The following is a 19,415-nucleotide window of genomic DNA, read 5'->3' on the forward strand; positions in this document are numbered from 1 at the left end:
CTTTAAATTTTTTTAAGACTTTATTTAAAAATTTTTAATTGAATTTCTCATTAATTTATTAAAAGTTTTTTAATAATTATAATGTGGTGGTGATTAAATGTCTTATCATAAAAAACCGTCATTAACTGTGGATATTTTTATTTATGATGATGAAAATAATTTTTTATTAATTAAACGTAAAAATAATCCATATAAAGATGCTTGGGCATTTCCTGGTGGTTTTGTAGAATATGGAGAAACAGTTGAACATGCAGCTGTTAGAGAAGCTAAAGAAGAAACAAGTATTGATGTAAAATTAGAAAAACTTGTAGGAGTTTATTCTAAACCAGATAGAGATCCTAGAGGCCATACTGTTACTGTTGCCTTTTTAGCTAAAGGTAATTTTGATGATAGAAAAGCAGATGACGATGCAAAAGATATTGATGTTTTTAATTTTGATAATATTAAAGATATTGATTTAGCTTTTGATCATAGGGAAATTCTAAATGATATTTACAATATATTAAAAAAGGAAAATAAAATTTAATCTTTCTTTTAAAAATTTTATTTTCTATTTAAATTATAATTGGAGGGTTATTATGGAATTTTGTCCAGAATGTGGTGGAATGTTATTACCTAATGATGGTAAACTTAAATGTAATACATGTGGATATGAAAAAGATGTATCTAGTAATGATGAATATAAAGTAAGTGAAAAAATCAGTTCTAAAGATAATGTTGTAGATTTAGGTAGTGACCTTGATGTTCGTCCAACTACTAATGTCTTATGTCCAGAATGTGGTCATAATAAAGCTTATTTTAAGTTGCTTCAAACTCGTAGTGCAGATGAAGCACCTACAAGAATATTTACATGTGTTAAATGTAAACATTCTTGGAGAGAATATGATTAAATATTCTAATCAATGAGGATTTAATATGAAAAGTTCTAAAGATGGATCAGATTATGAAGATTCAATAAATAATCTTAAAAAGATTATGAAAACAGTTAAAAAAACTCAATATGATGATGCTAATGAGAAACATAAAGTTTTTAAATCTTCAGATAATTTAAAGTCTGATAATCTTGATGAGTATACTCATAAAGAAGATAAATCATCTATTGTTAATATTTTTAATAAGGTTAATAAAAATTTAGAAGATGATACTAATGATAATGAATATATAGAAACTAAAGAATCTATAAAACCTTTTAAAAATGTTAATATTAAAAAATCTGTAGATAATAAAGATTTAAAAGATGATTCTTTAGATGTTTCTAAATCCATTATTCTTGGAAAAAATAAATCTAATGAAGATGAAGATAAATTGAGTTTTGATAAGATTGAAATTAAAGAAGATAATGTTAAAATTGATTCTTCAGATAATGAAAATGAAGATTCTTCATTTGAAGGTAATATCTTAAATAATGTTGATGATGTATTTGTTGAAGACTTAGATAATAAAAAAGAATCTAAATCTATTGATGATTCTGATTCTAATTTAGAAGATGATTCTAATTTAGAAGGTCAATCTAAAGATTTTAATGAAGATAATAAATCTGAATCTACTGATGTAAGTATGGATGATAATGAATTTATTAATTCAAAATTAGATGATTTAGGTTTAAAACCAATTGATGATGAGAAATCTGAAAATTCTGGAATTCATTTTAGAAAAGATAAAATTGGTCCTTTTCCAATTGCTGGAATGATTGTAGGAATTATTACAATTTTATTTGGATTTTTCTTAATATTTAGACATTCTGCTAGGGTTGTTGATAGTGTTGCATCAGGTGAGTCTGCAGGACTTGCATTTTTATTATTTATAATTGGTTTAATTTGTTTTATTTTTTCATTAATGCAAATAATGTCCTTTGGAACTTCTAATGGAACTATAACTAGAATTAGAAGTTTAGATTCTAATGAAGAAGATGAAAATGTTGATAATTTCTTAAAAAGGTTTTCTTCTATTGAAGATGATATTGAAGAAGATAATAAAGAAAAAGACATTAATGAGGATAATAAATTTGTCTTAGAAGATAATAAAGAAAATTATAATCGTACTAAAAAATCATTTGATGAAAAAGTTGCTAAAAGTTCAGATGATTTTAAAATTACTGTAAATACTTCAATTACAAAAGAAGATTTTAAAAATGAATCTAGTGGTAATATAAAAGATTCTAATAATGAATAATCTTCTTTTTTATTATTTTATTTATATTACTTATTTTTATTTCACTTATTTTTAAAGTTTTTATCTTAAATGTTTTATTTTTAATTTAAATAGATATCTTGTTTTTAAATTATTGAATTTATTTTAATCTATATTAACTATTTTATAATATATTAAATCTTAAATTTAAAAAAATCTAAATTTTATATTGTGTTTTTATCTTAAATTTATTGTTAATTTTATTTTAATTTTTAAATTTATTTATATAATATTTATTAATGATGATAACCAAAAATATAATATAATCTTTTTAATTACTTATTAAAAATTATTTCTATTGAGAGGATTACATGTTTAAAGCCGAATTAAACGACCCTAATATATTAAAAACAAGTTTTGATGCAATTTCATCAATTGTTGATGAAGTTCAATTACAAACTGATAGTGAAGGTGTTCGATTAGATGCTCTAGACAGAAGTCATATAACTTTTGTACATTTAGAGTTGAAAGCAAGTTTATTTGAAGAATATATTTGTGATGAACCTGAAAAAATCAATATTGACACTGATGAATTGATGAAAGTTTTAAAACGTTCTAAATCTAATGATAAAGTTACTTTATCTTTAGATGAAGGTAATTTAATAATTACTTTTGAAGGTGAAGCTAAAAGAAGATTTAAAATACGTCTTATTGATATGGAATATGATTCTCCAACTCCACCTCCATTAGAATATCCAACTGAATTTGAAGTTCCTTTTGCACTTTTAAAAGATTCAATTAATGATATTGACATTTTCTCTGATAAAATCATATTAAGTGTTAATAGTGAAGTATTTAAAGCTGCTGCTGAAGGAGAATTCGGTGATGCAAATATTGAATATGTACATGGTGAAAAGATAGATGAAGAAGTTAAGTCTATTTTCTCTTTAGAAAAAATTAGAGAAATGCTTAAAGCAGATAAATTTTCAGATATTGCAAAAATTTATTTAGGTAATGATATGCCTTTAAAACTTTCACTTAAAATGATTTCTGGAGATGGAGAACTTAGTTTCTTACTTGCACCACGTATTGAAGCTGATGAATAATCAGTTTCTTAAATTTTTATTTTACTTATTTTAAACCATTTTTAAGCTTATATTTCTGTGAGATGTTATAGTGGATAAATTTTTCCAAGAATTACGTAAAATCCAAAAAAAGGAAAGAGCTAATAGTTCATTAGCTAAAGTAGATAATAATTTTTATAGTCTTATCTATTCTTATATAAATGAACTTAAAGATAATATTAGTGATGATCCTTTTTCTAATGAAAGTTATCTTCTTAAAGATACTCAAAGAATTGCAACAGAAATATGTGAAAGAAGAGAACATAAAATTGCTGAAGCAGCATTAATGAATATTCATAGATCTTATCATCTTTTTAAAGGTAAACCTAAATTTGATTTAGTAGATACTACTCCTCTTAACTTAACTGATGAAGAAGAGAAATTATATTATTCATTAATGGATAGTTTTAAAGTTCATAGGAATAATATATCTCTTGATAATTTAAATAATCAAAAAGATGAGGAATCAAATACTGTATATGATAAAGATATTGATACTGAAGATTCTTTAGATGAAGATAATCAAGTAACTGCTAGATTAAGTCAGATTGCTAATGCTAAAATTATAAAAGATGAAAAAAGAGAACCTATTGAAAAACAAATTATTGATTCTAATATTGATAATTTAAAAAAAGAGCCTATAAATAGTTTTAAAGAATCTAATAAAAATTCTAATGTTGATAATTTAAAAGAAGAATCTGTAGACAAAGATATCAAATCAGATATTTCTAAAGAAGATAATAGTGAATTAGATAATATTAGAAAAGCAGTAAATAATCAATTTATTGATTTAAAAGAAGAAGATTTTTTAGATTCTAAACTTAAAAATAAAAGTCTTGAAGAAAATGTTTTAGTTTTAATCTTTAAAGATTTTAATGAAATTATAGGTATTGATGAAAAAGTTTATGGTCCTTTTAAATCACAGGATCTTGTTATTTTGCCTAAGGCCAATGCTAATGTTATTGTTCGATGTAGAAAAGGAAGACTTGTTAAAATTTAATTTTAATAAATTATTTATTAATAATTTAATTTTCTATTTTTATAGTTAATTTTAAATACTTATTAAATAAATATAATTAATGTATCTATGATATATTAAAATCTTAATTATTCTTATTAATAATCTATTTTTTAGATTTAATTTATTATTTTATGATTTTTATTCTTGCTGAAGGGATACCTTAAAAGTTCTTGTTTAGTTTGAATTATATTATTTAGATGCTATCAGCTATTGGGATACCTAATCAGTTCTTGTTTAGTTGATAATTTTTTTATCAAAGGTGATTATATGAAAATACCAAAAGAAAAAAGGACTTACTGTCCATATTGTAAAAAACATACTGTTCATGAAGTTCGTACTTCTAAAAAACGAAAAGCTAGTGAATTAAAATGGGGACAAAGACAGTTCAGACGTGTAACTGCAGGATACAGAGGTTATCCAAGACCATTACCTAGTGGAAGTAAACCAGTTAAAAAATTAGATTTAAGATACAAATGTAAAGAATGTGGAAAATCACATATCAGAAAACCATTCAGAACAGGTAAACCTGAATTTGTAAGTCAATAGGTGTTTAATATGGCTAGTAAAGGTAGAGGAAATTTTTTAAAAGTTAAATGTTTAGATTGTGGTAATGAACAAATTGTATTTGATCGTGCTGCTTCTGATGTAAAATGTATTATCTGCGGTAAAACTATTGTTAAATCCCGTGGATCTAAAGCTAAAATTATGGCTCATATTGATGAAGTTTTAAATTAAATATTTTTTAATCTTTTAATTTTTATTATTTCTATTTTTTTAATTTATTAAATCATAATAAAAATTAAGAACCTAAAAATATTGGAGGTGTTTTTATAGTAAGAAAAAATGCTAAATGGCCTGAAGAGGGTGAACTTCTTGTTGCTACAGTATATAAAGTTCTTCCATATGGTTGTTTTGCTAAATTAGAAGAATATCATGGTAAAGAAGCATTTATTCATATTAGTGAAGTTTCTTCTGGTTGGGTTAAAAACATCCGTGACCATGTTAGGGAAAATCAGAAAATTGTAGCTCGTTGTATTAGAGTTAATCCTAAAAAAGGACATGTTGATGCTTCCTTAAAAAGAATTAGAGAAGACCAAAGAACTAAAAAGATTCAGCAATGGAAAATAGAACAAAAAGCTGAAAAATTTTTAGAATTATCTGCTAAATCATTAAATAAAAATTTAAACACTGCATATAAAGAAGTCGGTTATGATTTAATGGATATCTTTGGGGATATTTATGGTGCTTATGAAACAGCTGCTGATGAAGGAGCTCAATCTTTAATTGATGAAGGTATTGATGAAAAATGGGCTGAAGCAATTACTAATGTTGCTGAAAGAAATATCACACCTCCAGAGGTTCATATTAGTGGATATATAGATATTCAAACTTTTGACCCTGACGGAGTAGATATTGTTATTAAAGCTTTAAAAGCTGCTGAAGATAATAACACTGAAGATGAAGTTAAAGTACAATATGTTGGTGCTCCAAGGTATCGTATCACTGTTACCTCTTCAGATTATAGGATAGCTGAAAAAGAACTTCAAAATGCTGCAGATAGGGCTATAAAAATTATTGAAGATTCTAATGGAAATGGTGAATTTTTACGTGAATTAGAAGATAATTAGATTTTTTTAAAATCTTTATCTCTAATTATTTTTTCATGTTTTAAAAAATTATTATGAAAGTTCATCTTTTTTTAATCATTTAAAATTTTATTATTTATCTAAACTTTCTAATGATTAAAGTTTTATCACTTTTTTTAATTTAGAATTTTAGATTAAAAAATTTGATATTATTGCTTTTTTTATTTATTTTTAATTAATTTTCAAAAGATTTTTTAATAAGAGACTTAAAATTTTTATACATAATTTAAAATAGTGTAAAATATTTTTGTGATAATATGAAGATGAAAATGCATAAATGCAAATCATGTAATATTTACACTCTTCAAGAGAAATGTCCCAAATGTGGTGGAGATTTAAATGTCATTTATCCTCCAAAATATTCAATTGAAGATAAATATGGTAAATATCGTAGAAAATTAAAAGAACAATCTAAAAATGAGGATTAAAAATGTTAAAAACTAAAATTAAAATTTTAGAAGAGGTATCTTTAGATAATCCTGTATTTATTGAAGCTCTTCCAGGTATAGGACATGTTGGAAAATTAGCTGCAGATCATTTAATTGATGAATTAGGTGCTACTAAATTTGCAGAAGTTTATTCACCTTACTTCCCACCACAAGTTTATGTTGATGAAGACGGTTTAATTGAAAATATGGTTAATGAATTTTATTATTTAAAAAATCAAGGTGAAGATGAAAAAGATTTTATTATTCTTGTAGGAAATACTCAAGGTGTTTCTCCAGAAGGACAATATGCTATTTGCAATGATTTACTTGATTTTATTGAAGACTATAATGTAAGTGAATTATTTACATTAGGTGGTTTAGCTACAGGTCAACCAGTGGAAAAACCTATTGTTTATGGTGCAGCAACTGATGAAGATAAAATTGATCTTTTAAAATCTGTTGATGTTGAAATAAGATCTGCTGATGGTGGAATTATTGGTGCTTCTGGTTTATTTTTAGGTTTAGGTCAACTTAGAGATATGTCTGGTGCTTGTTTAATGGGTGCAACTCCTGGTTACTTTATTGATCCAGAAGCTGCAGAAGCAATATTAAATAAATTATCTGCTATATTAAAAATTGAAGTTAACACTGATAAACTTGAGGAAAGGGCTGAAGAAACAAGACAAATTTTATCTAAAGCTCAACAAAGAGAACAAGAAGTCTTAAATCGTAGTATGCCTCAACAAGATGATGATTTAAGATATATTGGATAATTTTTTTATTCTTTTATTTTTATTTTAATTATTTTTTGTTTTTTTATGATTTTTTATTTTAATTATTTTTTTCTGTTTTAATTATATTCTTAAAACCTATTTATTTAAAGAATTATTTTTTTAAATTTCTTATTTTTAGATTGAAAATAAATTTTATCCTTATTTTAATTGGTTTTAATCCTATTTATTCTATTGTTTTTATATTATCTATAATTTAATATATTAAGATAATCTAATTTTTATTTATGTTAATTAATATGGATTTACATGTTCATAGTTGTTTTTCAATGGCAACTTCTAAAGATATGTTAATAGAGAATATGGCTCCAAAAGCTAAGGAAAAAGGACTTCAGCTTGTAGGAACTGGGGATGCATTTCATCCAAAATGGTTAAAAATTATTGAGGAGTCTACTGAGTATATTGGTGATGGGATTTATTCACATAAAGATTGTGATTTTTTATTAACAGTAGAAGTTGAAGCAGAAAAAAAGATTCATCATTTAATTTTTCTTCCAAATATTGAAATTGCACGTGAACTTTCAGATAAATTAGTTTCTAAAAATAAATATTCTGATGGCAGACCTAGGACAAAAATGTCTGGTGCTGAAATTTATGACATGGTTAAAGAATATGATTGTTTAATTGGTCCAGCTCATGCATTTACTCCTTGGACAGGTATGTATAAATCATATGATAGTATTTATGATTGTTATGGTGGAAAAGTGGATTTTTTAGAATTAGGATTATCTGCTGATACAGATATGGCAGATACTGTTAAAGAACTTAAAGATATACCTTTTTTATCAAATTCTGATGCACATTCTCCATGGCCACATCGATTAGGTAGGGAGTTTAATCAAATTCAGATGAAAGATATTTCATTTTCATCATTGAAGTATGCATTAAAACATAATGATATTAAAGCAAATTATGGTTTGTATCCTAACTTAGGAAAATATCATATGACTGCATGTACTAAATGCTATAAATTAATTAATCCATCAGTAGCATATGATAATAAAATGAAATGTCCTTACTGTGGAGGTAGAATTAAAAAAGGTGTTGATTATAGAATTAGTGAAATCAATGATTATGAAAAACCACATCATCCTGAATTTAGACCACCTTATATTCACACTATGCCTCTTGCTGAAATAATATCTAAGATTTATGATAAAGGAGTTACAACAAAAACAGTTCAAAATAAGTGGCAATTATTAATTGATAATTTTGGTCCAGAAATTGAAATTCTTATTAATGTCCCTCTCAATGAAATTGAAAATATTGATTCTCAAATTGCTAAAGGAATTTCTGCATTTAGAAATAAAACAGTAAATATTATTCCAGGTGGTGGAGGTAAATATGGGGAAATATCTTTTGATAAGAAATTAAAAGAAGATAATAAAAATAAGGTAATAACTTTAGATAATTTTTAATTAGTTTATTTTTTTATTTTTTTAAATTAAGTTTCTTAAATTTAAGTATTTTCTTTAAAATAAGTTTTTTAAATTTTATTTTTAATTAATTTTATTTAAAATAAGTATGGATTTAATTAATAAAATTTTAATATTTATTTTTAATTTTTAAAAGTAGTTTTTAATTTATTGCTTATTTATTTAGGTATAATTTTTAATTTTTTAAATAAAATCAATTTTTAATTAAATATTTAAAAAATTTAATGATATATTTTAAATAAGCTTATTCTAATTCTATACCTTTTTGAATTAATTTAAAAATATTATCATTATTTAAACTATAAAATACTTTTTTATTTTCTTTTCTACTTTTAACAATATTATGATGTCTTAATATTCTAAGTTGATGTGAAATACTTGATTGACTCATATCTAAAAGTATAGATAACTCACATACACATAATTCATTAATTTTAAGAGCATTAATTATTCTTAATCTATTATAATCTCCAAGTAATTTAAATAAACTAGCTGTGCTTTCATAAGTTTCATTATCTAACATTTCTTTAGAAACTTCTTCAATAACATCTTCTCTTAGACTTTTGATTTCACATATATCGTTTGCCATAGTATCATTAATTTAAATAATATTATTTTTTAAAAAAGCGGACTTGGCGGGATTTGAACCCGCGATCTTTAGATTAGGAGTCTAACGCCCTATCCAGCTAGGCTACAAGCCCATATTATAAATATCTATATAAAATAATCATGTAATATAAAATTCATTAAAAAAAGTAGTTTTAAATCTACGGACCAGCCGGGATTTGAACCCGGGATCTTCGGATTAGAAGTCCGACGCCCTATCCTACTAGGCTACTGGCCCATACATCATAACAATAAAGTATTAGTTTGTTCTAGTATATAAATTTTTTCTTTATTTTTTAATTTTTTCTATTTTTTATTAAAAAAATTTAAGAATAAATACAGTATATAAAAATACTGTTTTATTCTTTATCTAACCTGTATATGGATGATCTGGAGCTCCTCCTGCACCTTCATCTATATTGTCTCCATAAGTATGGAATCCAATAGCTTGATCATATACATTATAATATGTGACGGTGTAGGTTCCATCTCCATTATCAGTTGTTATAGCATATGCAACACTATAATCTTTTATTCCAGTATCATCATTATTGTTATTGTTGTTATTATTGTCATCTATTGTTGGAGTTTGTTGGTTAGATGTTCCACTATCACCAGAGCCTCCATTGTCGGAACCTCCGTTATCTGAAGTACCATAATAGAAGTTACTTCCATATGGGCTGTCACCAGTACCATATGGGGATATACCTCCAGATCCACCATTTCCACTAATATCATTAGTGGTATTAACATTTGTGGAATTGTTTCCTATACCTGTTCCATGGGTATTGGTACCTATACCTTGGAGACTTTTAAAAACACCATTATCATCACTGGTTAAACCATATGCAGTTACTCCAGCAGCAATACATATAACTATAATAATTGAAATAATAATGTTTGATTTTTCCATTTTGTTTCACCTCTAATTGATCAATAAGAAGTTATATTCTATAAAAAATTTATAATTATAATTTTTTGAATTATAGTTATAAATCTTTTATAGAATAAATAAATTTAGTTTGTAGTTATATATATTTCTATTTATATTAATAAACATTACGATATACTAATTTTTTAAATATTTATTAGTTTTTTTAATTTTTATTTTTTATTAGTTTTCTATTTTAAGGGTTTAAAATCTTTTTTCAACTTAAATAATAGTTATCTATTAAATATTTTTAAATTGTTTTGTTCTTATTTAATTTTATTTTTTAATTTCCAATATTTTAATTTTGTATATTTTTTTTATTTTTTATTTTACTTTTATTATAAAATGTTCAAATAAAATATTATACTATTTAAAGTTTTCTAATTATTTTAAAGAAAATCATATATATATCATTTATTATCATAATTATTATTGTCGTTAGTTTCTAATTTTTTTTAACAAAGAGGTGACACATTTGAGTGATAAAATAGTTATATCCCCAACTACCAGGCAAGAAGGTCATGCAGAACTTGTCATGGAAGTGGATGATGAAGGGATTGTTACAAAAGGTAGATATTTTAGTATTACTCCTGTCAGAGGATTAGAAAAGATGGTTGTAGGTAGATCACCAGAAACTCCTCCTGTTTTATGTCAAAGGATTTGTGGTGTATGTCCTATTCCTCATACTTTAGCTTCTGTAGAAGCTATTGATGATTCTTTAGATATTGAAATACCAAAAGCTGCAAGAATTATGAGAGAAATGACTTTATTTGCACATTGTATTGATAGTGCAGCTATTCACCATTTCTTAATTGCTCCTGATTTTGTACCAGATAATTTATTTAATACTGCAGTAGATAGTGTTTCTAACATTAGGAAATTAGCACAATTTATTGTAGATACTATTGCTGGTGAAGGTATTCACCCATCTGATATTAGAGTAGGTGGTATGGCACAAAATATTTCTCCATTAGCAAAAGAAAAAATTACTGAAAAAGCTAAAGCATTAGTTCCAGCTATTGAAAAACATACTGAATTAATTGAAGGTTTAGTTGCGGATAAAGGATTACCTAAAGATTTAGGTGTAGTTAAATGTAAACCATTTGCTTCAGATGGATATTATGGTAATAGAGATTACTTTGACTTTGATAAATTCAGTGAAATTATGCCAGAACAATGGTATGATGATGAAGAAATAGGTAAAAGAGCATGTTCAACTATTCCATTATGGGAAGGTAAAAATATTGAAACTGGTCCTAGAGCAAGAATGGAAATGTACCACGGTTTCAAAGATAAAGGTGTTGTAGCACAACATGTTGCTAGAGCTGAAGAAATGAAATTAAATGCAAATAGATTAGTTGAGTTAATTGATCAATTAGATACTTCTGCTCCAACTTTAGCTGATTTTGATCCTAGAGGAACAAATAAATTAGGTGTAGGTGTAATTGAAGCACCTAGAGGAACTGATGTTCATATGGCTCAAATTAAAGATGGAAAAGTACAATACTATACTTGTTTAGTACCTACTACTTGGAATATCCCAACTATGGGTCCTGCTACTGAAGGTTTCCATTATAAATATGGTGCTCATGTAATTAGAGCATACGACCCTTGTTTATCTTGTGCTACTCACGTAATGGTTGTTGATGATGAAGATAAAAGTGTATTAAAACAAAATATGGTGAACTTATAGAGGAATATCATGACTTATGATGTAGGAACTATAGTTGTTGGTTGCGGTAATGTTTTATTCAAAGATGATGGTTTTGGACCACATGTAATCAAAACTATTAAAGAAGAATATTTAAAGGATAATGAATGTCCTGATGATGTAGAGTTTATTGATGCAGGTACTAGTGCAACATATTATATATTTTCACTTCCTAGTGATGCTTGGAAGAAGATTATTGTTGTAGATGTTGTTGATTATCATGCTGAACCTGGTTCATTAAAATATTTTTCACCATTTGAAATGCCTAAAGGAAAATATGAAAATGCTCATAATTGGGCAGTAGAAGAACCATTACAAGATTTAGCAAATAAAGGAATTGACGTTGTTATTGTTGGATGTCAACCACAAGAAATTTCTGCACCAGATATAGATTTAGGCTTATCAGAGTCTGTTCAAAATGCTATTCCTAAAGCTATTGATATGATATTCAAAGAAATAGGGGTTAATTAAATGTTTGAAAAATTAAAAAAATCATTTGGTAAAAAAGAAACCAAACCTGTTGAATCTGAGGTTAAATATGAAGAAGGTAAAGTTTCTGTAAAACCAACTAATAAACCTAAAATAGGATATATTCATGTAAGTGGATGTACTGGAGATGTAATGTCCTTAACTGAAAACTATGATATTTTATCTACATTATTATCTGATATGGTAGATATTGTATATGGTCAAACTTTAGTTGATAAATGGATTCATGGTACTTATGCTGAAGAAATGCCTGATATGGATTTATGTCTTATTGAAGGTTCTGTCTGTTTACAAGATGAACACAGTTTAATAGAAGTTCAAGAAGCTAGAAAACATTCTAAATTAGTTGCAGCATTTGGTTCTTGTGCTATGAATGGTTGTTTTACAAGATTCTCTCGTGGAGGACAACAAGCTCAACCTAAACATGAGTCTTTTGTACCTTTAAGTGACTTAATTAAAGTAGATCTTGCTATTCCTGGTTGTCCTGCTTCTCCTGAAATTATTGCTAAATCAGTTGTTGCTTTAATTAATAATGATATGGATTATTTACAACCTGCATTAGATATTGCAAATTGTAATTTAGCTTGTGGTTGTGACTTACAAACCAATATTATTAACAAAGCTTTATGTACTGGTTGTGGAACTTGTGCATTAGCTTGTCCTACTAAAGCTATAGATATGGTGGAAGGTAGACCTATTATTAATATTAATAGATGTATTAAATGTGGTTCATGTAATGTTCACTGTCCTAGAACTTGGTTCCCATTAGATAGGATTAAAAAAGAGTTCAATTTATAGGAGGATTAAACATGGAATTTGGTAATTATAAAGAAGTTTTATGTGCTAGAGCAACTGATAGTAAAATACAAGAAGTATCCCAAGATGGTGGAATTGTTACTGCTTTATTTTCTTATGCTTTAGATGAAGGTATTATTGAAGGTGCTGTTGTTGCTGGACCTTCTGAAAAACCTTGGGTACCAGAACCTGTAGTTGCAATGTCTAAAGAAGATCTTATTGATGCAGCAGGAACTAAATATACTCATTCTCCTAACGTTTGGGCTTTAAAACAAGCAGTAAGACAATATGGTCTTGAAAAAGTAGGTACTGTTGGTACTCCTTGTCAAATTATGGGTATTAGAAAAATGCAAGTTTATCCATTTTCAACTCGTTTTGTTGCAGATAAACTTAAATTATTAATTGGTATTTTCTGTATGGAAAATTTCCCATTTGCATCTCTTGAAACTTTTGTTGAAGAAAAAATGAAAGTAAATATGGATGATGTTACTAAAATGGATATTGGTAAAGGTAAATTCTTTGCTTATACTGGTGATCAAGATAATAAAATACCTTTAAAACAAACACATGGTTATGAACAAGCAGCATGTAATGTATGTCCTGATTATGTTGCAGAGTTAGCTGATGTATCTACTGGATCTGTTGGTACTCCTGATGTTGGTCTACTGTATTTACTAGGACTGATGGTGGAGACTCTATTTTCAAAGCAGCTGTTGATGCTGGAGTTATTGAAACTAAACCTATGGATGATGAAGTAAAACCAGGTCTTGGATTACTTAGTAAATTAGCTAAAGGTAAAAAAGATAAAAATAAAAAAGAAGCAGAAAGAAGAGTTAAAATGGGATTACCTATCCCTTCAGGTTTTGATAAATTTTATCAATACTAATTTTTTTCTCTTTTTTTATTTTTCGCCTTTATTATACTCTTAATTTTTAGAGTAATTCCCTCTTTTTAAGTTTTTAAATTTTTATAAAAATTAGATTTTAATATACTCATTTTTTTAGAATTTTTCTATTATTTTTAACTTATTTTATATTTTATTAAAAAGATGATCTTAATTTTTATTTAAATTTTATTTATTTGACTTGCTTATTTTTAGTTTTTATAGTTTATTTAGTATTTTTTAATTATTTTGAGAATATTTAATTGTATTTTATTTTATACTTTTTTATTTATACGTTATTTATTTTTTAATATCTTAAATATTATTTATTTCAATTTTTATTAGTTTATACTCATTATTTTATTTTTATATTTATTATTTTTTATTTTTTAATCAAATTTTTCTTATATTTTATTATTTTTGAATTTAGATAATTTACTCTTTTAATTTGATTATTGTTTATTTTCTTTATCTTGTATTTTTTTATAATATCATTTTAGCTTTTAAATCTCTATTTTTATTATATTATAATTTTGAATTTTTGTTTTATTTCTATCTAACATTGCAACATTTTCTTAACATTTGTATATATTCCAAACTCTTTAAATAGAACTTTATTTTATAATATTAATTGTAGAATCAATACAAGCGTTAATAATGTTCAATATTTCTAATAAAAAATTAATTGATATTAAAACAATTCGTAACAATTAAAATTAAATTTTTAATGATTTTTAATTTTAATTTGTGCTTTATTTTGTTTTATTATTATTCATTGATTTTTTATTATATTTATGGAATTTAAATAAATAATTAAAGGGAATTTTTTTATTACTCTTCTTTATTTTAAAGAACATTATTTTTCTTATGTGTTGTGAGTCTTTGTATGAACATTTAATAAATATTTTAATTTCAGTATGAAATTAATAACTTTCTATAAAGTTAGTAAAATATTTTAAGAATATAATTTCGATTGGAGGAAATTTATATGGATAAAACTAGATTTACAGTACCTAGAGATATATATGTAGGAGAAAATTCATTAGAAAATTTAAAAAATTTAGAAGGTAAAAAAGCTTTTGTAGTTATTGGTGGTGGATCCCTTAAACGTTTTGGATTCCTTGATAAAGTAATGGATTATTTACATGAAGCTGGATTTGAAACAAAGTTATTTGAAGGTGTAAAATCTGACCCTTCTGTTGATACTGTTATGGAAGGTGCTAAACAAATGCTTGAATTTGAACCAGACTGGATTGTTGCAATGGGTGGTGGTTCTCCTATTGATGCAGCAAAAGCAATGTGGATTTTCTATGAATATCCTGATTTAACTTTTGAGGAAGCTTGTGTTCCATTTGGTTTACCAAAAATGAGGAATAAAGCTAAATTCTGTGCTATTGGTTCAACTAGTGGTACTGGTACTGAAGTAACTGCATTTTCTGTAATTACTGATTATAATACTGGTATTAAATGGCCTATTGCTGATTTTGAAGTAACTCCTGATGTTGCAATTGTTGATCCACAATTACCTGCAACTATGCCTAAAAAATTAGTAGCTCACACTGGAATGGATGCATTAACTCATGCAATTGAAGCATATACTGCAGCAACTCACCAACCATTTGCAGATGCAATGGCTTTAGATGCAATTAGACTTGTATTTGAAAACTTAAGAGCTTCATTTGATGGAGATATGGATGCAAGAGAAATGATGCATTATGCTCAATGTGAAGCAGGTATTGCATTTTCTAATGGATTATTAGGTATTGTTCATTCAATGGCACATAAAACAGGTGCAGCTTTCTCAACTGGTCATATTCCTCATGGTGAAGCTAATGCTATCTATTTACCTTATGCAACAAGATTTAATGCAAGAAAAGATCCTTCAAGATATGCAGCAATTGGTAGATATCTTGGTTGGGAAGGTAGTGATGAAGAACTTGTTGAAAAATTATGTAATACTGTTGCAGAATTTAATAGATACTTAGGTATTCCTCATGATTTAAGAGAATTCGGTATTAAAGAAGATGAATTTAATGATAAAGTAAAACAAATCGCAGAAAATGCTATGGGAGATGCTTGTACTGCTGCAAACCCTAGAGAAATGACTGCAGAATTATTTGAAAAATTATTACATAACATTTACTATGGTATTGATGAGATTGATTTCTAGATTTGTATATTATTAAAGAGGTTAAAACATGAAAATCCCAGAAAATCCTGCAGACAAAGAATATAAATTATATATTAATGGTCAATGGAAAGATGCATCTGATGGTGGAAAATTTGATACATTCTGTCCTGCTAATGGTGAAAAATTATCTACTTGTGCAGAAGCAACTAAAGAAGATGTAGATGAGGCTGTTAAAGCTGCTAATGTAGCATTTGAAGATTGGAAATTAGTAGATCCAATTGAAAGAGAAGAAATTTTACTTAAAATTGCAGATATCATTGATGATAATGCTGAGAAGTTAGGAATGATTGAAACTTTAGATAATGGTAAACCAATAAGAGAAAACATGGCTATAGATATGCCATTTTCATCAGATCATTTCCGTTACTTTGCTGGAGCTGTTCGTACTGAAGAAGGTTCTGCAAAAATGTTAGATAATAATACATTAAGTTTAATTTTAAGAGAACCAATTGGAGTTGTAGGTCAAATTGTACCTTGGAATTTCCCATTCTTAATGGCAGCATGGAAATTAGCACCAGTACTTGCAGCAGGTTGTTGTACTGTATTTAAACCATCAAGTTCAACACCATTAAGTGTACTTGAATTTGCTAAATTAACTGAAAAAGTAATTCCTAAAGGTGTTTTCAATGTTGTCACTGGAAAAGGTTCTAAATCTGGTCAATATATATTAGATCATCCTGGATTTAGAAAATTAGCATTTACTGGTTCTACTGAAATTGGTTGTAATGTTGCTGATGCAGCTGCATGTAAATTAATTCCATCAACTCTTGAATTAGGTGGTAAATCTGCAAATATATATTTCTCAGATTGTAAATGGGACATGGCAATGGATGGATTACAATTAGGTATTCTTTTTAATCAAGGTCAAGTATGTTGTGCAGGTTCCCGTGTATTTGTACAAGAAGAAATATATGATAAATTTGTTAAAGAAGCAGTTGATCAATTTAGTAAAATAAATGTTGATATGCCATGGAAAGAAGACACACAAATGGGTTCTCAAATTAATGAAAGACAAGTTCAAAAAATTGAAAAATGTGTTCAAGATGGTGTAAAAGAAGGTGCTACAATAGCAGTCGGTGGTGAAAGATATTCTGAAGGTCCACTTTCAGAAGGAAGTTTCTTTAAACCAACTTTATTAACAAATGTTACAAATGATATGAAAGTTGCTCAAGAAGAAATATTTGGACCAGTTGCTGTTGTTATTCCATTTAAAGATGAAAAAGATGTTGTTGAAATGGCAAATGATAGTACCTATGGTTTAGGTGGAGCAGTTTGGACTCGTGATATCAATCGTGCTATACGTGTATGTAATGCAATTGAAACTGGTCGTATGTGGGTAAATACTTATAATTCTATTCCTGCAGGTGCTCCATTTGGAGGTTATAAACAATCTGGTATTGGTCGTGAAACTCATAAAGTTATATTAGAACATTATACTCAAATGAAAAATATTATGATCAATTTATCAGAAGAACCTAGTGGTTTCTATCCAAAAAAATAAGTGTTTTTTTAGAGTAATTATTGAATTTTAATTCAATATTTATTCATTTTTTTCCATTTAGATATTTAATTAAGGTGATTCTCATGGGCGCATATGATTATAAAAAGATAATTGCAAAAGAATCTTCTGATATCTATCTAAATGAAACATTATTTATGGATATTTTTAGATCTATTAGATGGGCTGATGGTGTATATTGTCCTAAATGTAAATCTTTCGATGTATATAAAAAAGGATTTTTAAAAAAATCTAATTATAAAGGTAAAATTAGAAAATACACTTGTAAAAAATGTAATAATAATTTCAATGATTTTACAAATACCTTCCTTGAAAATTCAAAAATCCCTATAAGTGTTATTTCATTTATATTATTTAATATGGATTCTATGTCTGTAACTGAAATGGCGAAATATTTGGGTTGTAGTAGAAACACGATATATAGAATAATTAAAGATATCTATAAATCTATTGGAAATAAACATGAAAACTTTGTTTTAACTAATAACGGATACTTATCAGAATTCAAAGTTGATTTCAAAGATAAGAGGTGTTTAAATGAAAATTAGTGTAATTGGAGGTACTGGTCCTCAAGGTTTAGGAATAGCAAAACGTTTAGCTATTGCAGGTGAGGATGTAATTGTAGGATCAAGAAAGGAAGAAAAAGCATTAAAAATTGTTAATGAAACTATTGATGAACTTAAAGATTATGATATCTCTATTGAAGGTATGGCAAATGAAGATGCAGCTAAAAATGGAGATATATTAATAATGACAGTTCCTTTAGTTGCTCAAGCTCCTACATTAAAAACAATTAAAGAATTTGTAGGTGATAAAGTATTTATAGATGCTACAGTTCCTCTTGAAACAGCAATTGGTGGTTCTCCTAAAAGATGTATTGGTATTTGTGAAGGTTCTGCTGCAGAAAGAACTCAAGCTTTATTAAAAGGTACTGGTGCAAAGGTTGTTTGTGCATTTTGTAATATTAGTAATTCTTTATTATTAAATATTCCAAATGATATTGATTGTGATTGTTTAATTGCAGGAGATTATCAAGATGCAAAAGATATTTCTATGGAATTAATTAACAAGATTCCAGGTGTAAAATGTATTGATGCAGGACCTCTTGAAAGATCAAGAATGATAGAAGAAATCACCCCATTACTTATTGCTTTAAACATTAAGTATAAATCACAATTTGGTGGAATTAGAATCACAGGTATTGATTCTAAATAAATTTATGCCCCATTGAGAGTGAATTGCTACTTGATTTGTCCCTTAAATATTTTTATATGATTAAGAATCTATTTGATTCTTTTTCATATAAATAAAAATAGTATTTTATCATAAGTTCTATTAGTTTAATAATTAGGTAAACTTAATATTTGGGATTTTTTTATTTCTAATCTGCCATATATTATCTTTAATATATTAATTGAATATTATCTAGTAAATTATATTTATATTTAATAAATTAATTCCATTTGGAATTTTTACACTTTATGAAAATAATCTTCCCCATATATTATTGAATCTAAAGAATAAAATATAATTTAAAATTAATTAAAAAATTTTATTAATTGTTTCCTCTTTATTAAATTATACATGAAAACCCTATAAGTATGTCTTAATAAGATTAAAACTAGTAGTTAGTAAATATTCATTAATATATAAGTTTACCTTATTATTTAGTTATGGTATTAATTTATTTTAATTAATGCCATAATCTCCTTTA

The 19,415-nt window shown here is 26.3% G+C and carries 20 protein-coding genes, 2 tRNA genes and 1 pseudogene; 19 read left to right on the forward strand and 4 right to left on the reverse strand.

The features are described 5' to 3' along the window. The first annotated feature begins 97 nt into the window (after positions 1–97). From T523_RS01825 to T523_RS01875, 11 genes are all read left to right on the forward strand, one after another. Positions 98–526, forward strand: coding sequence for an NUDIX domain-containing protein (locus tag T523_RS01825; RefSeq protein WP_042707217.1), 429 nt, complete (start codon positions 98–100; stop codon positions 524–526). Positions 527–578: 52 nt separating this feature from the next. Further along, positions 579–890 carry a transcription factor S gene (locus T523_RS01830; protein WP_042707218.1) on the forward strand — a complete coding sequence of 104 codons (312 nt, stop codon included), beginning with the start codon at positions 579–581 and terminating at the stop codon, positions 888–890. Positions 891–915: 25 nt separating this feature from the next. Continuing rightward, positions 916–2,172 (forward strand): hypothetical protein, encoded by a 1,257-nt coding sequence (locus tag T523_RS01835; protein WP_042707219.1) that lies wholly within the window; start codon positions 916–918, stop codon positions 2,170–2,172. 329 nt (positions 2,173–2,501) lie between these two features. Continuing rightward, a complete protein-coding gene (gene pcn, locus T523_RS01840; protein WP_042707220.1) occupies positions 2,502–3,236 on the forward strand; it encodes a proliferating cell nuclear antigen (pcna) in 735 nt (244 codons plus the stop codon). A gap of 70 nt (positions 3,237–3,306) precedes the next feature. Beyond that, a complete protein-coding gene (locus T523_RS01845) occupies positions 3,307–4,254 on the forward strand; it encodes a DNA replication complex subunit Gins51 (RefSeq protein ID WP_042707221.1) in 948 nt (315 codons plus the stop codon). A gap of 288 nt (positions 4,255–4,542) precedes the next feature. Beyond that, positions 4,543–4,821 carry a 50S ribosomal protein L44e gene (locus T523_RS01850; RefSeq protein WP_042707222.1) on the forward strand — a complete coding sequence of 93 codons (279 nt, stop codon included), beginning with the start codon at positions 4,543–4,545 and terminating at the stop codon, positions 4,819–4,821. A gap of 9 nt (positions 4,822–4,830) precedes the next feature. After that, positions 4,831–5,010: a 30S ribosomal protein S27e gene (locus T523_RS01855; RefSeq protein ID WP_042707223.1), complete on the forward strand. Its 180-nt coding sequence runs from the start codon at positions 4,831–4,833 to the stop codon at positions 5,008–5,010. Between the two features lie 95 nt (positions 5,011–5,105). Continuing rightward, a complete protein-coding gene (locus tag T523_RS01860) occupies positions 5,106–5,903 on the forward strand; it encodes a translation initiation factor IF-2 subunit alpha (RefSeq protein ID WP_042707224.1) in 798 nt (265 codons plus the stop codon). Positions 5,904–6,178: 275 nt separating this feature from the next. Further along, positions 6,179–6,349: an RNA-protein complex protein Nop10 gene (locus T523_RS01865; RefSeq protein ID WP_042707225.1), complete on the forward strand. Its 171-nt coding sequence runs from the start codon at positions 6,179–6,181 to the stop codon at positions 6,347–6,349. A gap of 2 nt (positions 6,350–6,351) precedes the next feature. Beyond that, positions 6,352–7,122, forward strand: coding sequence for a proteasome assembly chaperone family protein (locus T523_RS01870; protein ID WP_042707226.1), 771 nt, complete (start codon positions 6,352–6,354; stop codon positions 7,120–7,122). 245 nt (positions 7,123–7,367) lie between these two features. Next, the gene (locus T523_RS01875; protein WP_042707227.1) at positions 7,368–8,558 is read left to right on the forward strand and encodes a TIGR00375 family protein; all 1,191 of its coding nucleotides are present in this window, start codon (positions 7,368–7,370) and stop codon (positions 8,556–8,558) included. A 262-nt stretch (positions 8,559–8,820) separates the two neighbouring features. Here the strand turns inward: T523_RS01875 and T523_RS01880 are convergent, their stop codons facing one another. The 4 genes from T523_RS01880 to T523_RS08720 form a co-directional block, all read right to left on the reverse strand. After that, complete coding sequence (locus T523_RS01880; protein ID WP_042707228.1) at positions 8,821–9,165, reverse strand: ArsR/SmtB family transcription factor; 345 nt, start codon at positions 9,163–9,165, stop codon at positions 8,821–8,823. A 38-nt stretch (positions 9,166–9,203) separates the two neighbouring features. Further along, positions 9,204–9,277: transfer RNA gene (locus tag T523_RS01885), tRNA-Arg, on the reverse strand. 69 nt (positions 9,278–9,346) lie between these two features. Beyond that, positions 9,347–9,420: transfer RNA gene (locus tag T523_RS01890), tRNA-Arg, on the reverse strand. A 132-nt stretch (positions 9,421–9,552) separates the two neighbouring features. Beyond that, the gene (locus tag T523_RS08720; RefSeq protein WP_052334600.1) at positions 9,553–10,095 is read right to left on the reverse strand and encodes a hypothetical protein; all 543 of its coding nucleotides are present in this window, start codon (positions 10,093–10,095) and stop codon (positions 9,553–9,555) included. 493 nt (positions 10,096–10,588) lie between these two features. On the opposite strand from T523_RS08720, the gene frhA reads away from it, so the two are divergent. The 8 genes and pseudogenes from frhA to npdG all read left to right on the forward strand — a co-directional run bounded on the left by frhA (position 10,589) and on the right by npdG (position 18,916). Beyond that, a complete protein-coding gene (frhA, locus tag T523_RS01900; RefSeq protein ID WP_042707229.1) occupies positions 10,589–11,806 on the forward strand; it encodes a coenzyme F420 hydrogenase subunit alpha in 1,218 nt (405 codons plus the stop codon). 9 nt (positions 11,807–11,815) lie between these two features. Beyond that, positions 11,816–12,295, forward strand: a complete 480-nt coding sequence (frhD, locus tag T523_RS01905) for a coenzyme F420-reducing hydrogenase, FrhD protein (RefSeq protein ID WP_042707230.1) — start codon at positions 11,816–11,818, stop codon at positions 12,293–12,295. Beyond that, entirely contained in the window at positions 12,296–13,111 is an 816-nt protein-coding gene (gene frhG / locus T523_RS01910) for a coenzyme F420 hydrogenase subunit gamma (RefSeq protein WP_042707231.1), read from the forward strand. A gap of 11 nt (positions 13,112–13,122) precedes the next feature. Then, positions 13,123–13,994 (forward strand): annotated as a pseudogene (frhB, locus tag T523_RS01915) (coenzyme F420 hydrogenase subunit beta). A gap of 985 nt (positions 13,995–14,979) precedes the next feature. Continuing rightward, complete coding sequence (locus T523_RS01920; protein WP_042707232.1) at positions 14,980–16,161, forward strand: iron-containing alcohol dehydrogenase; 1,182 nt, start codon at positions 14,980–14,982, stop codon at positions 16,159–16,161. A gap of 28 nt (positions 16,162–16,189) precedes the next feature. Beyond that, complete coding sequence (locus T523_RS01925) at positions 16,190–17,683, forward strand: aldehyde dehydrogenase family protein (RefSeq protein ID WP_042707233.1); 1,494 nt, start codon at positions 16,190–16,192, stop codon at positions 17,681–17,683. An 83-nt stretch (positions 17,684–17,766) separates the two neighbouring features. After that, the gene (locus T523_RS01930) at positions 17,767–18,249 is read left to right on the forward strand and encodes an NUMOD1 domain-containing DNA-binding protein (protein ID WP_052334601.1); all 483 of its coding nucleotides are present in this window, start codon (positions 17,767–17,769) and stop codon (positions 18,247–18,249) included. Next, positions 18,239–18,916, forward strand: a complete 678-nt coding sequence (gene npdG / locus T523_RS01935) for an NADPH-dependent F420 reductase (RefSeq protein ID WP_042707234.1) — start codon at positions 18,239–18,241, stop codon at positions 18,914–18,916. The genes T523_RS01930 and npdG overlap by 11 nt, the downstream gene beginning before the upstream one ends. Positions 18,917–19,415 lie beyond the last annotated feature (499 nt).

This window comes from Methanobrevibacter wolinii SH, from assembly GCF_000621965.1.
In the GTDB taxonomy this organism is placed as follows: domain Archaea; phylum Methanobacteriota; class Methanobacteria; order Methanobacteriales; family Methanobacteriaceae; genus Methanarmilla; species Methanarmilla wolinii.

What these genes read in the sequence shown, in the direction of transcription:
- T523_RS01825 (WP_042707217.1), top strand. Translation starts at nt 98, where the DNA reads ATGTCTTATCATAAAAAACCGTCATTAACTGTGGATATTTTTATTTAT.
- T523_RS01830 (WP_042707218.1), top strand. Translation starts at nt 579, where the DNA reads ATGGAATTTTGTCCAGAATGTGGTGGAATGTTATTACCTAATGATGGT.
- T523_RS01835 (WP_042707219.1), top strand. Translation starts at nt 916, where the DNA reads ATGAAAAGTTCTAAAGATGGATCAGATTATGAAGATTCAATAAATAAT.
- pcn (WP_042707220.1), top strand. Translation starts at nt 2,502, where the DNA reads ATGTTTAAAGCCGAATTAAACGACCCTAATATATTAAAAACAAGTTTT.
- T523_RS01850 (WP_042707222.1), top strand. Translation starts at nt 4,543, where the DNA reads ATGAAAATACCAAAAGAAAAAAGGACTTACTGTCCATATTGTAAAAAA.
- T523_RS01855 (WP_042707223.1), top strand. Translation starts at nt 4,831, where the DNA reads ATGGCTAGTAAAGGTAGAGGAAATTTTTTAAAAGTTAAATGTTTAGAT.
- T523_RS01865 (WP_042707225.1), top strand. Translation starts at nt 6,179, where the DNA reads ATGAAGATGAAAATGCATAAATGCAAATCATGTAATATTTACACTCTT.
- T523_RS01870 (WP_042707226.1), top strand. Translation starts at nt 6,352, where the DNA reads ATGTTAAAAACTAAAATTAAAATTTTAGAAGAGGTATCTTTAGATAAT.
- T523_RS01875 (WP_042707227.1), top strand. Translation starts at nt 7,368, where the DNA reads ATGTTAATTAATATGGATTTACATGTTCATAGTTGTTTTTCAATGGCA.
- T523_RS01880 (WP_042707228.1), bottom strand. Translation starts at nt 9,165, where the DNA reads ATGGCAAACGATATATGTGAAATCAAAAGTCTAAGAGAAGATGTTATT.
- T523_RS08720 (WP_052334600.1), bottom strand. Translation starts at nt 10,095, where the DNA reads ATGGAAAAATCAAACATTATTATTTCAATTATTATAGTTATATGTATT.
- frhD (WP_042707230.1), top strand. Translation starts at nt 11,816, where the DNA reads ATGACTTATGATGTAGGAACTATAGTTGTTGGTTGCGGTAATGTTTTA.
- frhG (WP_042707231.1), top strand. Translation starts at nt 12,296, where the DNA reads ATGTTTGAAAAATTAAAAAAATCATTTGGTAAAAAAGAAACCAAACCT.
- T523_RS01920 (WP_042707232.1), top strand. Translation starts at nt 14,980, where the DNA reads ATGGATAAAACTAGATTTACAGTACCTAGAGATATATATGTAGGAGAA.
- T523_RS01925 (WP_042707233.1), top strand. Translation starts at nt 16,190, where the DNA reads ATGAAAATCCCAGAAAATCCTGCAGACAAAGAATATAAATTATATATT.
- T523_RS01930 (WP_052334601.1), top strand. Translation starts at nt 17,767, where the DNA reads ATGGGCGCATATGATTATAAAAAGATAATTGCAAAAGAATCTTCTGAT.
- npdG (WP_042707234.1), top strand. Translation starts at nt 18,239, where the DNA reads ATGAAAATTAGTGTAATTGGAGGTACTGGTCCTCAAGGTTTAGGAATA.